The sequence below is a fragment of the Streptomyces changanensis genome, assembly GCF_024600715.1.
Taxonomy (GTDB): domain Bacteria; phylum Actinomycetota; class Actinomycetes; order Streptomycetales; family Streptomycetaceae; genus Streptomyces; species Streptomyces changanensis.
Genome location: NZ_CP102332.1, coordinates 5,737,907 through 5,752,700 on the forward strand (window position 1 = coordinate 5,737,907; position 14,794 = coordinate 5,752,700).

General features: G+C 75.9%; 12 protein-coding genes and 1 tRNA gene. 8 read left to right on the forward strand and 5 right to left on the reverse strand.

What is annotated here, in order from left to right:
* Positions 1 to 138 precede the first annotated feature (138 nt).
* The 4 genes from NRO40_RS25045 to NRO40_RS25060 all read left to right on the forward strand — a co-directional run bounded on the left by NRO40_RS25045 (position 139) and on the right by NRO40_RS25060 (position 3,615).
* Positions 139 to 1,083, forward strand: coding sequence for a beta-ketoacyl-ACP synthase III (locus NRO40_RS25045; protein ID WP_058941587.1), 945 nt, complete (start codon positions 139 to 141; stop codon positions 1,081 to 1,083).
* Positions 1,084 to 1,269: 186 nt separating this feature from the next.
* A tRNA-Leu gene (locus NRO40_RS25050) sits at positions 1,270 to 1,357 on the forward strand.
* 160 nt (positions 1,358 to 1,517) lie between these two features.
* Positions 1,518 to 2,456 carry a hypothetical protein gene (locus NRO40_RS25055; RefSeq protein ID WP_058941586.1) on the forward strand — a complete coding sequence of 313 codons (939 nt, stop codon included), beginning with the start codon at positions 1,518 to 1,520 and terminating at the stop codon, positions 2,454 to 2,456.
* 76 nt (positions 2,457 to 2,532) lie between these two features.
* Entirely contained in the window at positions 2,533 to 3,615 is a 1,083-nt protein-coding gene (locus tag NRO40_RS25060; protein WP_058941585.1) for a hypothetical protein, read from the forward strand.
* 489 nt (positions 3,616 to 4,104) lie between these two features.
* On the opposite strand, the gene NRO40_RS25065 is transcribed toward NRO40_RS25060, so the two are convergent.
* On the reverse strand, positions 4,105 to 4,959 hold the full coding sequence (locus tag NRO40_RS25065) for a class I SAM-dependent methyltransferase (protein WP_058941584.1): 855 nt from the start codon (positions 4,957 to 4,959) through the stop codon (positions 4,105 to 4,107).
* Positions 4,960 to 5,054: 95 nt separating this feature from the next.
* Positions 5,055 to 5,759 carry a hypothetical protein gene (locus NRO40_RS25070; protein WP_058941583.1) on the reverse strand — a complete coding sequence of 235 codons (705 nt, stop codon included), beginning with the start codon at positions 5,757 to 5,759 and terminating at the stop codon, positions 5,055 to 5,057.
* Positions 5,760 to 5,983: 224 nt separating this feature from the next.
* On the opposite strand from NRO40_RS25070, the gene NRO40_RS25075 reads away from it, so the two are divergent.
* Positions 5,984 to 6,913 carry an alpha/beta fold hydrolase gene (locus NRO40_RS25075; protein ID WP_058941582.1) on the forward strand — a complete coding sequence of 310 codons (930 nt, stop codon included), beginning with the start codon at positions 5,984 to 5,986 and terminating at the stop codon, positions 6,911 to 6,913.
* A 167-nt stretch (positions 6,914 to 7,080) separates the two neighbouring features.
* Positions 7,081 to 7,329 carry a hypothetical protein gene (locus NRO40_RS25080; protein WP_232791015.1) on the forward strand — a complete coding sequence of 83 codons (249 nt, stop codon included), beginning with the start codon at positions 7,081 to 7,083 and terminating at the stop codon, positions 7,327 to 7,329.
* A gap of 187 nt (positions 7,330 to 7,516) precedes the next feature.
* Here the strand turns inward: NRO40_RS25080 and NRO40_RS25085 are convergent, their stop codons facing one another.
* The 3 genes from NRO40_RS25085 to NRO40_RS25095 form a co-directional block, all read right to left on the reverse strand.
* A complete protein-coding gene (locus tag NRO40_RS25085; protein ID WP_058941608.1) occupies positions 7,517 to 8,566 on the reverse strand; it encodes an aldo/keto reductase in 1,050 nt (349 codons plus the stop codon).
* Positions 8,567 to 9,482: 916 nt separating this feature from the next.
* The gene (locus NRO40_RS25090; protein ID WP_058941581.1) at positions 9,483 to 9,695 is read right to left on the reverse strand and encodes a hypothetical protein; all 213 of its coding nucleotides are present in this window, start codon (positions 9,693 to 9,695) and stop codon (positions 9,483 to 9,485) included.
* 307 nt (positions 9,696 to 10,002) lie between these two features.
* Positions 10,003 to 10,713, reverse strand: coding sequence for a Clp protease N-terminal domain-containing protein (locus NRO40_RS25095; protein WP_058941580.1), 711 nt, complete (start codon positions 10,711 to 10,713; stop codon positions 10,003 to 10,005).
* A gap of 253 nt (positions 10,714 to 10,966) precedes the next feature.
* On the opposite strand from NRO40_RS25095, the gene NRO40_RS25100 reads away from it, so the two are divergent.
* Together NRO40_RS25100 and NRO40_RS25105 are read left to right on the forward strand one after the other, a co-directional pair.
* A complete protein-coding gene (locus NRO40_RS25100; RefSeq protein WP_058941579.1) occupies positions 10,967 to 11,923 on the forward strand; it encodes a pectate lyase family protein in 957 nt (318 codons plus the stop codon).
* A 457-nt stretch (positions 11,924 to 12,380) separates the two neighbouring features.
* Positions 12,381 to 14,402 carry a PQQ-binding-like beta-propeller repeat protein gene (locus tag NRO40_RS25105; protein WP_058941578.1) on the forward strand — a complete coding sequence of 674 codons (2,022 nt, stop codon included), beginning with the start codon at positions 12,381 to 12,383 and terminating at the stop codon, positions 14,400 to 14,402.
* Positions 14,403 to 14,794: the final 392 nt, after the last annotated feature.

Here is a 14,794-nt window from a genome sequence, read left to right on the forward strand (position 1 = left end):
CACTCCCGCGATGTGGCGGACTCTCCAAGTGGCGCGCGGGAATCCTGTCGGATCACGCGACGGGTTACCGATGAGTCGCTGACCAGACTTGGGGACTCCTGACCATCCGAAAACCGACAGCCGAGGGGGTTCCCGGGCATGACGGGCACTCGTATCGCCGCGCTCGGGCACCACCAGCCCGCCAAGGTGCTCACCAACGACGACCTGACCGCGCTGGTCGACACCAGCGACGAGTGGATCCGCAGCCGCGTCGGCATCCGCACCCGGCACGTCGCCGGCCCCGACGAACCGGTCGACGAGATGGCCGCCCACGCCGCCGCCAAGGCCCTCGCGTCGGCCGGCCTCACCCCCGACGACATCGACCTCGTCATGGTCGCCACGTCCACCGCGATCGACCGCTCCCCGAACATGGCCGCCCGGGTGGCCGCCCGCCTCGGCATGGCCTCCCCGGCGACCCTCGACCTGAACGTGGTCTGCGCCGGCTTCACCCACGCCCTGGCCACCGCCGACCACGCCGTACGGGCCGGCTCGTCGCGCCGCGCCCTGGTGATCGGTGCCGACAAGATGACCGAGGTCGCCGACTGGACCGACCGGACGACGTGCGTCCTCGTCGGTGACGGGGCCGGCGCTGCGATCGTCGAAGCGGCCCCGGACGGCACCCCGGGCATCGGCCCCGTCCTGTGGGGCTCCGTCCCCGAGCTCGGCCACGCCGTCCGCATCGAGGGCACGCCGCCCCGCTTCGCCCAGGAGGGCCAGGCCGTCTACCGGTGGGCCACCACCCGGCTGCCGCCCATCGCCCGCGAGATCTGCCAGCGGGCGGGCCTCGCCCCCGAGGACCTGGCCGCGATCGTCCTCCACCAGGCCAACCTCCGCATCATCGAACCCCTCGCCCGCCGCATCGGCGCCGTCAACGCCGTCGTCGCCCGCGACGTCGTCGAGTCCGGCAACACCTCCGCCGCGTCCATCCCGATGGCCCTGTCCAAGCTCGTCGAGCGCGGCGACGTCCCCTCGGGCGCCCCGACGCTCCTCTTCGGCTTCGGCGGCAACCTCTCGTACGCGGGCCAGATCGTCCACACCCCCTGAGCCCCGGCGCCCCGGACGGGCCGCCGGCGCACCCTCCGTGACCCTGCGGAAACGCACCGCACGCACGAGCCGGAGCCCTCGCCCGCACCTCCCTGACCACGGGATATGCGGGTGAAGGGCACCCGGAACCCCTGGTAGAGTTATCCATGTCGCCGCGGGGAACGCCCCGGGGCGGCGAGACACCTGGTCCGGGTGGCGGAATGGCAGACGCGCTAGCTTGAGGTGCTAGTGCCCTTTATCGGGCGTGGGGGTTCAAGTCCCCCCTCGGACACCAGACGAAAGACCCCACATGATGTGGGGTCTTTCGCGTCCCGGCCCCCGGTCCCGCCCCCGGCGGTGACCGCGGCGGCATCCCCGCCCTCCCCGACCTCCCCCGTCCGTAGACTCCGGGCAGGCGGGCATCGCGGTCCGCCGTGCGGGACGGGGGCGGGGGCATGGGTGTGGACGGTGGCGGGTTCCGGGACGTGTGGAGGGCGCCCGTCGCGGAACGCTGGGCCGGGCGGCGGCCGCTGTGGTGGACCGTCGGCCCGGCGGGTGAACTCGCGGTCCTGCTCGTGCGCCGACGACAGCTCCGCCGCCACCGACAGGTCAGGGGCTGGGTCGGGTGGAGTCCCCGGGCGCCGTTCGACGGGCTGCTGCTGATCCGCCGCGCCGACGGGTCGGGCGAGCGCCGGTCGCTCGACGGCATCCCGCTCGTGCCCGCCCACATCGCCCTCCTGCCCGACGGGCGCCTGCTGCTCGTCGCCGGTCGGGCGCTGCGGGACGACACCACGGGGGAGTGGCGGCCGAACGCCGTCGTCTGGTCCACCGACGGCGCACATGAGAGCGCCGGCTGCCTCGGCGACGACATCCCCGTCCTCGTCACCGACCGCGGCGGGCTCGTCTGGACGGCCCACGGCGACGAGGGCGTGTACGGCGGGCACCCGGAGTCCGCGGCCGGCCTCGCCGGGTGGAGCACCGAGGGCCGCTCGGTGTGGGGGCCGCGCGGCCGGCTCCCCGACGCACCGTTGGAGGGGTGCGCCGCTGCCACGGAGGGGGAGCACGTGTGGCTCGTCTGGTACTCCGGCGGCAGCGCCCCAGGGACGTACCTGACGCGCGTCACCCCCGCCACGGGCGAGGTGACCAGCCGGCCCAGCCCCGTACCCGAGCCGGACGGGTTCGCCGTACGGGGCGACCGCGCGGTGTTCACCCGGCGCGAGCACGGCCGGCGCGCCGTCGAGGTGGTACGCGCCCGGCTGGTCGACGGCGCGTGGACCGTGACCGCGCGCAGCCGTGTGCGCGTGCCCGGACGCGTGGTCCCGCGCTGCGGCCAGGGCCGCGACGGCGCGCTGTGGCTCCGTGCCGGGGACGCCTGGCTCTCCACCGACGCCTGAGCCGGCGCGGGGCGGGGACGTCGGCGGGTGACGCCTCGGCCGCTCGGCGCGCCCGCCCGGGTGACAGGATCGCGGCATGAGGGAGACGGGGGACGTACGGATCGTGCCGGTACCGCTCGGCGCGACAGAGGCGCCCGGCAGGGTGCGCCGCGCCCCCGGGGACCGGTTGTCCCTGCGGACGCCGAACCGCCTGGAGGTGCACGACCGTGAGGCGTTCCTCGCGGGGGCCCGCGCACCCGTCGAGGCCCTCGACCTGCCACCCGGCGCGCACGCCGAACCGGCACCGGGCGGTGGCTTCGTCGTCGCGGAGGCCGCCCGCGTCCGGGCCGTGGCGCCCGACGGGACGACCCGCTGGGAGCTGCCGCACGACACCTGGCACGGCGGGCACCGCCCGCCCCGGGCACCCGGCGCGCCCGCGCCCGACCCGTCCGGGCGCCTGGTCGCCGTGACCGTCCCGACCCTGCTGCCGGAGGAGGAGGTCGCCGCACGCGCCGTCGCCCTGCAGGACGGTCCGCGCCGGCGCGGCTACGGCCGCGACCGCCTGCTCCTCCTCGACGCCGGGACCGGCACCGTCCGCGCCGAGCAGCCGGTCGCGGCCGTGGCGGGGGCGCTCGCCCTGGAGTGGCACGCGGGCGGCGCCCTCCTCGCGGCGTCCTTCCGGACCGCCTGGTACGGCTGGGCCGGGTACTGGGCGGAACCGTCCGACGGCGGGTTGCGGATCCTCGGCGTCACCGCGGACCGCCACGAGGTGGTCGGGTTCCTCCCCGGCTCCTCCCGGGTGGTGACCCTGCGCCGCGCCGAATGGACGGCCCTCGACGACGACCGGTACGAACTGGCCCTCCACGACGCCCGCGCCGCCGCCGGCGCGGCCGCGTCCCCGGTCGCGACGCTCGACCTCAACGACCTGTCGTGGGACGCCGAGAACGACGACTTCGGGTCCGCGCACGTCCTGGACGGCTCGCATCTGCTGGTCACCGCCGACTGGGTACCCAGCGAAGGCCCCCTGGAGCACACGCACTGGCTGCTGGCGGCGGACACGCTGCGCCCGCTGGGGCGGCTGCGCTACCCCTGCCCGGTCGACGACACCGTCGTCCCCCTCGGCGACGGCACCTGGCTCACCCGCGACGGCGACCGGCTGCGGCACTGGCGCCTCGGCTAGGGGCTCCCGCCCTCGTGGTCAGGTCACGGGGCCGCGGCGGCCGGAGGCGCCGCCGGGCGGGCGGCGGAACTGCTCGGCGCGGCCCGCGCCGGGGCGGGCGCACCGCTGCCGGCGGCGGAGCGGTACGACGTCGATCGGGTGTGGGCCCGGTGGCAGGCCGCGCTCGGCCCCGGGGCGGCGGCGACGGCGTTCGCCCGCGGTGAGGCGCACGGCCCGAAGCGCCTCCCGGCCGCCCTGCCCGCGGACGCCTGACCCGGTACCCGGCCGCCGTACGCCCGAAGCGGCCGGGCCGCGCGCCACCGCAGGGGCGGCCCGCCGGCGCCGAGGATGCGGGGCCGGTGGCAGGGCGGGGGGGTGGGGAAGGGCTGGCTACGGGGCTCGGGGAAGGGCGAGGGGGTCCGGCTACGGGGCTCGGGGAAGGGCGAGGGAGCCTGGGGGAGGGCCCGGCCATGGGGCCCGGGGGGAGGGCGGGGGCGGCCGGCGGAAGCCTCAGGCGGCCGGTGGGCGGGTGGCCGTGACGAGGTAGTAGTCGAGGAGCCCGTCCCGGTACGCGCCGAGGAAGTTGCGCGGCCAGGACACGGGCAGGTCCACCCCGGCGAGGAAGCGGTCGAAACCGGGCCACACCGACTCCCCGAGCGACTCGGCCCGGACCTCCACGAGCCCCGCCTCGGCCAGCGCACCGGTCAGCTCCGGCAGCGGGTGCGCCACGTCCAGCCCCGAGGCGAAGCTGTCCAGGCGCCGGGCCAGTTCGTCCGCGGCGTCCTCCCGGTCGTCCGGGACGAAGAAGCTCGCGACGGCGACCCGGCCGCCCGGGCGGAGCACGCGCGCGCCCTCCCGGGCGAAGGCGCGCAGGTCGCGGAAGTGCTGGGCGGCCTCAACCGAGTAGAGGTGGTCGAAGCCGGCGTCGGGGAGCGGCAACCGCTCGGCGGCGCCGCGCGCGAAGCACAGCCGGTCGGGGGACGCGGCCAGCAGCTCGGCGTTGGCGCGGCGGGCCCGGGCCAGCTGGTCCGGGTGGATGTCGACGCCCGTCACCGCGTCGAAGGCGTACTCCTCCAGGGCGAGGGCGCAGCCGAGGCCGAGGCCGCAGCCGACCTCCACGGCCCGGCCCCGCGGCCGGCCGCCGGCCAGCGCGCCGAGCACCCGCCGGTACAGGTCCCGCTCGCTGCGGACCCGGTCGTCCACCGTGAGGGGCCGCTCCGGGTCGGGCGGGATACCGTCCCAGTGGCCGAAGTTGATGAAGCCGCCACCGAAGGACGGCACGGAACTCAGGTCGTCGGGCCCGTAGACGGCCCGCACCCTGGACGGCACGCCGTCCACGACCGCCACCTCGTCGTCACCAGTCATGCGCGTACGGTAACCCGATGGACGGCGGGACGGACCGGGGCGGGAGCGAATCCGGCCGACGGCGATCGACGGCCGAGAGGCCGTCACCCGGCCGGTCAGTTGCCCCAGTTGGCGATGGACGCGGCGCGGTCGCCCCACCCGAACCGGTTCAGGTCCGGGGTGGTGCAGCCCTTGCGGGCGAAGAACTCGTTGCCCTGCCAGTCGAAGGCGTCGAACAGCGAGACGTCGAAGCGGCACCAGCTGAGCGAGGAGATGACGTCGTTCCAGTTCTGGGTGGAGAGGAAGCCGCGGTGCACCCGGCTCAGGTTCGGGTAGCCCAGGCCGGCGCCCAGGCACTTGACGTCCCCCTGCTCGCCCGCGTCCTCGAAGAAGCACACCCGGTCGGGGAGCGAGTCCGGATTCGACGTGCACACCCGCTCGAACGAGCCGCGCGCGCCGTCCGGCCCTTCCCGGGGCGGCCCGTCCGCGGTGGCGCGGCGCGCCTCGGCGAGCATCGCCGCGCGGTCGGTGAAGCCCGCGAGCACCACCTCGTCCCCGCTGCCGAGCGGGGTCAGGTGCAGGGGCCCGGCGAGGTCGGCGTGCATGCGCTCCTCGTCCTCGACGGTCTCCCCGTCCAGGACGAGCGGCACGGACGCCGAGAAGACCCGCACCAGCCCCAGGGGGGCGCGCTCGGCGAACAGCTCGCGGGCCGCGGACTCCGGCAGGGGGCGCGGCTCCGGGTCGTCCAGGGCGACGGCCCCGGACGTCCGCTCCGCCCGCTGCTCCGGGCCGTGGCCCGGGTCGTCGGTCTGGTGCGTCATGGCGCCACCTCCGTCCGTCCCGTCCAGGCTATGCCCGTCGGCGGGGGAGCGCCCGCGCGCGGACGGACCCCCGCGAGTGCCCCCGCCAGGGGGGCGGGCGCGGTGGCCGCCGGGGAGCCGGGGCGGGGTGGCCGCAGGGGGGCGCCGGGGAGCCGGGGCGGGGTGGCGCGGGCGGCCGGAAAGGTGCTGGCGGGTGCCATCGGCTCTCATTACCGTGAACGATCATGCAGGAGAACAAGAGCGGCACGCACCGCTCCACGGGTACGCAGCGCATGGTGGCGGCGGGGGAACTCCGCCTGTGGACGGAGGAGTTCGGCAACCCGGGCGATCCGGCCGTACTGCTGCTGATGGGAGCGGGCGCCCAAGGGGTCCAGTGGAACGACGGCTTCGTCGAACGGCTCGTGGCGGGGGGCCGCCGCGTCGTCCGGTACGACCACCGCGACACGGGACTCTCCTCCACGGTCGACTTCGCCACCCACCCGTACACGGTCGCGGACATGGCGGACGACGCGCTCGCGGTCCTCGACGGGCTCGGCGTCGAGCGGGCGCACCTGGTGGGGGCCTCCCTCGGCGGGGTGATCGCCCAGCGGATCGCCGTCACGCACCCGCACCGCGTGCTCACCCTCACCGCCCTCTCCTCCTCGCCCCTGTGGGCCGACGCCCCCGGTGCCATCCAGCGCGCGATGGCCGGTGCCCCGCCCCTCCCCGGCGACCTCCCGGCACCCTCCCCGGAGCTGCTCGCGGCCCTCGCCGCGACGCTGCCCCGCGAGGGCGCGGACCTGGAGGAGTACCTCACCACCCGGATGCCGTTGTGGCGCCTGCTCCACGGCGGCACGCTCCCGTTCGACGAGGACGAGTACCGCGCGATGGAGTCGCTCGTGTACGCGCGCGCCCGCAGCCTCCCGGCCGCGCTCCACCACAGCCTCGCCGGCAGCGCCGGCACCGGCGGTACCGCCGGTCCGGCCGCCGTGAAGGCGCCGACGCTGGTGCTGCACGGCACGGACGACCCGATGTTCCCGCTCGCGCACGGCGAGGCCGTCGCCGCCGCCGTGCCGGACGCCCGGCTGGTCGTCGTGGCGGGCATGGGGCACACCTTGCCGTCCGTCCTCGACGCCCGGCTGGCCGAAGAGGTGCTGCGGCACACGGCCCCGTGACCACGCCCGGGCCCGACGGGGTCCACCGGGTCCACCGGGTGCGTGGGGCCCGGGGCGGCGCCGGGGCGGGGCGGTGTCACCGCCGGTGTGTCACCGTCCGGGGTGGTAGACCGGGAGCGTCGCCCCGGTGCCGGGCGGCTGCCGTCCCGGAGCGAAGGAGACCCGCCGTGCCGAACGACGACCCCGCCGAGACCGACGGCCTGCCGGCCGCCGCCCCGATCGTCGTCCTCGGCGTCGTACCCGCCGACCCGCCGTACCGCGTGGTCGAGATCCGGGGTGACGTCGTCGGGACCGCCCGCGACGTGCTGGACGTCATCCGCCTCGCCCACCACGCGGGCCTGACCCACGTGGACCTCGACGACCCGGCCGTCGTGCGGTGGGTGGGCGGCGGCAAGTACCGGTGGGCCCCCCGGTGACCCGCCCCGCCACCGGGCCCACGGCCGGGTGCCGGTGCCGCCGGACGGGCCGTGCGCCGGGCGGTCGGATGGCCCGCCCACCGTCCGGTCGGATGGCCCGCCCACCGTCCGGGCGGACGGCCCGTCCAGCGTCCGGTCGGACGGCCGTGCGCCGGGCGGTCAGTCAGGTGACCCGTCCGGCGGCCGGTCAGGCGGCGGCGCGGGCGGCCCGCGACCTGCGGCGCAGCCCCGGGTCGGTCAGCGACGGCGGGCTCCAGACGCCGTCGGCGCGGTAGAGGTCGGTCCCGGGCGGGACGATCGCGTCGATCCGGTCGAGGACGTCGTCGTCCAGGACGAGGTCGGCGCCCTTCAGCGTGGCGTCCAACTGCTCCCGCGTACGCGGCCCGACGATCACCGACGTGACCGCCGGGTGTGCCGGCGGGAAGGCGACCGCCAGCTCCGGCAGCGTGCGGCCCAGGCCGTCGGCCACCGCGACCAGCTCCTCGACGGCGTCGAGCTTGGCGGCGTTTCCCGGCAGCGCCGGGTCGAACCGCGCCGGCGTCAGCGCGGCCCGTCCGGTGCCCAGGTCGACCGGGCGGCCCTTGCGGTACGCGCCGGTCAGGAACCCCGACGCCAGCGGCGACCAGGTCAGCGCCCCCATGCCCAGCCGCTCCACGACGGGCAGCACGTGCGCCTCGGCGCCCCGGGCCAGCAGCGAGTACGGCGGCTGCTCGGTGCGGAACCGCATCAGGCCCCGGCGCTCCGCGACGTGGTGCGCCTCGACGATCTCCTCCGCCGGGAACGTCGAGCAGCCGAACGCCCGCACCTTCCCCTGCCGCACCAGGTCGCCGAGAACCGACAGCGTCTCCTCGACGTCGGTCGTGTGGTCCGGCCGGTGCACCTGGTACAGGTCGATCCAGTCGGTGTCCAGCCGCCGCAGGCTCTCCTCCACCGCCCGCACGATCCAGCGGCGCGAGTTGCCGCTCCGGTTGCGCCCCTCGCCCATCGGGAAGTGCACCTTCGTGGCGAGCACGACGTCGTCCCGCCGGCCCCGCAGGGCCTTGCCGACGATGGTCTCCGACTCGCCGGCCGAGTACATGTCGGCGGTGTCGAGGAAGTTGATCCCCCGGTCGAGCGCGGCGTGGACGATCCGTACGCAGTCGTCGTGGTCGGGGTTGCCGACGGCGCCGAACATCATGGTGCCGAGGCAGTAGGCGCTCACCTCCATGCCGGTGCGGCCGAGGGTGCGGTAGCGCATGGTCATCTCCCAGTCTGGGCAAGCGGGTTGACGCGGCGGGGTCGGGGATGCGGAGCGGGGCCGCGGCGTGCGACGTCGGCGACCCTACGAGCTGGAGCGCACTCCAGCGCAACACCCGCCACCGTCCCCGTATCCCCGCCCCGCGCCGCCCGCCCGTCCGCGGCCGGCCCTGCGCCCCACCCCGCCCCGCGCCCCACCCCCGTCCGCGGCCCGCCTTACGCCGCCAACGCCCTGCGCCACCCCGTCCGTCCGCGGCCCGCCCTGCGCCGCCAACGCCCTGCGCCGCCCCGCCCCGCGCCCCACCCCGCCCCGCGCCTGCCGGCCGGCCGGGGACGGTCGGCGCCGGGGGTGTCCAGTGGCGGGCGGGGGAGGGCCGCGTTCCCGAAGTCCTGCTCTGAGGTGCTCCGGGACGGCGCAGCGCGTCACCCGCCCGCGGGGGCGGGGAGCTCGGCTCGAAAAGCGGGGAGAGGCGGCCCCCAGGCGGTCGAGGGGTCGAGGGCCCAGCCGGCGCAGCGGGCGGTCCTCGACGGTCGCCGGCACGCCCGGCAGCTCCGGCGTACCGGCCCTCCGGCGTACGGGACCGCCGTCGCCACGCCGTCCCACGCGCTGCGCGGCACGTCCAGCCAGTCGGCCGCACGTGTGCCCACACGAGGTGGACGGCGAACTGCCCGGTCTCCGCGGTCCGTTCGGCGGGTACGCCGGGTGCAGGTCGCCGAGCGAGGACCGGCACCGCCGACGGGCGCGGGATGCCCGTCCGGCCGGGACACGTCCCACCCGGTGCCCCGGCCCTCCCCGTCGGGGCCACGTGCGCCGGGGGAGGGGCGCGGCGGTGGGCGCCCCTACGCGCGGGAGCCGCCAGGGGCCGGTGACGGCCCCTGACGGCTCCCGGTGCGGCGGGCGCCGCCGGACGGCGGAATTACTCGACCGTCATGTACGAGCCCTCGACCGCGCTGCCGCTGGCGATGATGGCGCCGCCCTGGGACTGCAGGTAGTGCCCCTTCATGGCGCTGAACTCCGCCGCGTGGAAGTGGCCGCCGTTGTCGTCGTACTCACCGGCGGCGGCGGGTGCTGCTCCGACCGCCATCGCGGCAGCGGCCAGCGCGGCGCAGGCAAGGGCCTTCTTGATCATGTGTTCCTCCGGGTCGCGGGACGCGCCGCCCGGTCGTTCCGGGCGGTGGGTTTTCGGAGTCAGGGGTTCCCTCCCGGTCGGGCGGGGCAGCGCCCATCGAGCCGAGCCCACCCTTTCGAGCGGCAGCCGCCTGGCCGGGACCACGGCGGCGGGATCGCGGGGGCGCCGCCGCGCCCGCCGTCGTCCCGCCACCCCGTCCGGCGCCGTCCCGGTTGGCCCGTCCGGCCGCCCGGGTGCGCCGGGTGGGTGACCCGAGGGGGCGCCGGACGGGTGACCGGGCAGGGAGGCGGCTGGTGGCCGCCCCGGGTCAGGACGCGGCCGTGATGTACGCCTCCGCGGCCTGCTTGTCGATGCCGAGGCCGCTGAGCGGCCCGGCGCCGTTCTCGAACTCCAGCTGCGCCAGGAGCAGGTGCCCGGGGCCGACGTACTGGTGGCCGAGGCGCAGCGCCTCGCGGAACGTCAGTTCCAGGACCTTCTTGGCGGTCTGGTCGTACGGGACGAGGGACGGCGGTTCCTCGACCGCCGGGGGCAGCACCGCCGTCGCGGCACGCCGGACGTCCTCCACCGACACGCCCTGGGCGGTGATGGCGCGTACGGCCACGGTGTCCGGCTCGCCGACCAGCCCGAGGGTGAGGTGGGCGAGGCCGATCTCGGCGCTGCCCGCGCCCTGGGCGGCCGAGTGCCCGGCCATCACGATCTTGCGGGCCTCCTCGTCGAACCGGCCGAACCCCTGGCTGGGGTCCAGCTCCGTGGGCTCGCCCGGGCCCTTCGGGACGAACCGCTTCTGCGCGGCCTGCCGCGTGACGCCCATGCTCCTGCCGATGTCGGTCCAGGACGCGCCCGAACGCCGCGCCTGGTCCACGAAGTGGCCGATGAGGTGGTCGGCGACCTCGCCCAGGTGGTCGGCGGCGATGACGGCGCTGGACAGCTGGTCGAGGGTGTCGGGGTGGGTCTTCTTGATGGCGCTGATGAGGTCGTCCAGGCGGATGGACGAGGTGGCGCCTTCCGAGTGCGTCATGTGTCAACGGTAGGTTGACAGTCGAGTGGTGTCAACTGTCGGTTGACACTGGGCGGGCGTGCGGGAGTACGTGTGCGATCCGTTGACGAGAAAGCGCTTGCGTCCTACGTTCCGTTCAGAAATGTGACCAGCGGGCGGGCTGCCGGGGTCATCAGGCAGCTCCGCCCGGTGCATAGGGTCACTCACATGAACGTGCGCCAACTCCATGTACGGCCTCCACGCCGCTCTCGTACCCGTACGGAAAGGGACCCCCATGCGCACCGCTCGACTGCTCCTCATCTCCGCCGCCACGGCCGCCCTCCTCGCCGCCTCCGTCGCGCTCCCCCAGTCGGCGGGCGCCGCCGACGGCGCCCCGGTCGGGTTCGGCGCCGGCACCACGGGTGGCGGTGACGCCGCCGCCGTCACGGTCTCCACGCTCGGCGCCTTCAAGGCGGCCGTGACCGGCGACCACCCCAAGGTGGTCCGCGTCAACGGCCTGATCCCCCTGTCCGGACAGGTCGACATCGGCTCGCACACCACGGTGCTCGGTGTCGGCGCGTCCTCCGGCTTCACCGGCGGCGGACTGCGCGTGAAGGAGGAGACGAACGTCGTGATCCGCAACCTCAACCTGTCCAAGCCGGTCGCACCCGCCGACGCCGTCACGGTGACCGAGTCGACGAAGGTGTGGATCGACCACAACTCCTTCTCCGCCGACCGCGACCACGACAAGGACCACTACGACGGCCTGCTGGACGTGAACCACGGCGCCGACCTCGTCACCGTCTCCTGGAACACCTTCAAGGACCACTTCAAGGGGTCCCTGGTCGGGCACAGTGACAAGAACGCCTCCGAGGACACCGGCCACCTGCGTGTCACGTACCACCACAACCACTTCAGCGACGTCTACTCGCGCATCCCGAGCCTCCGCTTCGGCACCGGCCACTTCTACAACAACTACGTCCAGGGGGCCGAGACGGCCTGCCACTCCCGGATGGGCGCCCAGATGCTCGTCGAGAACAACGTCTTCCGGGCCACCAAGGTCGCCGTCACCACCAGCCGCAGCAGTGCCGTCGACGGATACGCCAACCTCCGCGGCAACGACCTCGGCGGTGCGACGACCGAGATCTCCCGCACGGGCTCCTTCACCGCCCCGCCGTACGCCTACGCCGCCGAACCGGCCTCGTCGGTCGTCGCGTCGGTGACCGCGAACGCGGGCGCCGGCCGGATCTGACCACCCGGCACCGGGCCGCCGCCCGTACCTCGGGGCACCCGAGCGGTCAGGGCACCTGAGCCGACGGAAGGCCCGAGCCGTCGGGACGCCCGAGCCGTCGGGACGCCCGAGCCGTCGGGACGCCCGAGCCGTCGGGACGCCTGAGCCGTCGGGACGCCTGGGCTCTCGGGACGCCCGACGTCCCGGGAACCCGAGGGCTGGGTGCGCCCGACGCCCCGGGGGTCCGAGGGCTGGGGACACCGACCTCTCCGGGAGACCCGGCGTCCCGGGGGCCGGCGCGGGGCGGGGCGCGGGCGGGTCGGCCGAGTGGGTCGGCCGCCCCGCCCCGCACGGGCCCGGTCACCACCCTCGGTCGGCCCTTCCCGCGGGGGCGGTGGCGCGAAAACGCCGTTGACGGGGTGATCACTCCCGACATTTGATGCCATGTCAGCGACTTCCCACCGTACGGACCCGACGCATGCGACCTCCCCTACCCCGCGGGCCGCGCCGCCGCCCGCTCCTCGTCCTGCTCGCGACCCTGCTCGCGCTCCTGGCTCCCGCCGGGCCGGCCGGGGCCGCCCAGGCCGCCGGGGCCTGTGCCGAACCCGGGGTGGAAACCTTCGACAAGGCATCCCTGACCGGGGCGATAGTCGGCGCCACGGTGCACGGGGGACGGGCCTACGTCGTCACGCGCGGCCTCAAGCCCCCGGTGCTCGCCGAGTTCGACCTCGCCACCCGCCGGGTCGTGCGCGAGACGCCCATCCCGGACGGCCCCGCCGCCGGTTCCCCCGAGGGCGCCTGGGCCACCGTGGTCTCGGGCGGCAAGGTGTACATCGGCACCTATCCCGTGCCCGACCTCTACCGCTTCGATCCGGCCACCGGCAGGATCGAGCGGCTCGCCTCCTTCGGTGTGAACGGCGGCTTCGTCTGGAGCCTCGCGGCCGCCCCCGACGGCAGGATCTACGCGGGCACGTACCCGCACGGCCGGGTCTGGGAGTACGACCCCGTCTCACGGGCCTCCCGGGACCTCGGTGTCCTCGCCGAGGGCGAGCGCTCCGTGCGGGCGCTCGCCGTCGACGCGACCCACGTCTACGCGGGTCTGCTCGACAAGGGCAAGCTGGTGTCGGTCAACCGCTCCACCGGTGCCGTCCGCGTCCTCGCCGAGGGTGCCACGGGCTTCACCGCCGTGTCCGTCGGCCGGACCCGGGTGCGTGCCGCCGGCGGCGACACCCTCTACGACCTGCGAACCGACGGCACCGACGTCCGCAAGGTGTCCCTCGGCGGCGACACCGTCGACGCCTTCGGCACGGCCCCCGACCACACCGCGTACGTCTCCACCCGGCCGAACGGCACCGTCTACCGCTACCGCACCGGCGAGCAGCCGGTGGTGGTGGGCACCCCCAAGGACCGCGAGGAGACCCGCGGCCTGTTCCTCGACGGCACCGTGCTCACCGGGTTCGCCGGCAGCGGCGGGGTGTGGACCATGGACATCACGACGGGGAAGACCGACTACACGGATCTGCTGGAGGCCGGGCTCACCCCCGGCGCCGAGCGGCCCCAGTCGATCCTGCGGACCCCGGACGGCAAGGTCTGGGTCGGCGGCCACTTCTCCGTGACCGTGCACGACCCGGCGCGGGGCACCCGGCACCGCTTCGGGGTGGCGGGTGAGCCCAAGGCGCTGGTCCACCGCGGCGGCAAGGTGTACGCGGCGATGTACCCGAGCGGCGAGATCGCCCGCATCGACCCGGCGAAGGGCCACGCCGTCGAGTACCTCGGCCCCCTGTCCCACGGCCAGCAGCGCCCGTGGGACATGGAGTACGACCCGGCGACCGACCGGCTGCTGGTGGCGAGCGCGCCGCTCGGCGCGAACCTTAGGGGCGCCCTGTCGGTCGTCGACCCCGACACCGGCGAGAAGCAGGTGTACGTGGACGTGATCCGCGACCAGAGCCTGATGAGCCTCAGCCTCGGCCCCGACGGGGTGGTCTACCTCGGCGGTGACGTCCTGGGCGGCGGCGGCACCACGGCGACCCGGACCACGGCCGCCGTCGCGGCGTTCGACCTGGCCTCGCGCCGGGTGCTGTGGGAGAGCCCCGTGCCCGACACCCACACCGAGCCCGGCCGCCACAACGAGACCGTCCAGGACGTGAAGTACCACGACGGCATCCTGTACGGCGTGCTCAAGCGCGACCCCGGATGGTTCGCCATGGACGTGCGGACCCGGCAGGTCCTCGGCAAGGGGACGCTGACCGGCTACGGCGAGATCGAGGTGCACCGGGGCGAGGTGTTCACCTCCACCTACCGCGCCGGCGGCAACGTCCACCTGCTGGGCCCCGGCGGCGCACAGCCCCGGCCGATCGCGACCGGACTCGGCGACGACTGGTACACCAACCCTCAGCTCGCCTTCGAACCCGAGGGCTGGTACGCCTGGGGGCTCGTCGGCCGCGACCTCGCGCGCCTGCGCCTGGACCCGGCCTGCGCGCCGCTCGAGGTCGGTCCCTGAACCGGGCGGGGGCCCGCCGCCGTGCCGGGCCCCCCTCGCGCCGGGCCTCGGCCTCCACCGTGCCGGGCCCGCGCCGTGCCAGGTCTGCGCCGTGCCGGGCCTCGGCCCGCGCCGTGCCCGGGCAACCCCCCACCGTGTCGGGCCTACGTCCGGGGGTGGGCCGTCCGCGCGGGTCTGTCGCCGGTGACGACCGGCTCGCCCGTCGTCCGGCCCGTCCTTCCCCCCGCCCCCGCCCGTGCGCCTCCGCCGCCTCCCCCGGCACCCGCACCCGCCGTAGGTGCCTCCCCGGCTCACCCACCGCGACACCGCCGGCGCCGCCACGGTGACCCGTGGCGGCGCCTCCGCCACGGCGGCTGACGGAGGTGGGGGCTAGAGTGCCCGTGCGCATGCGT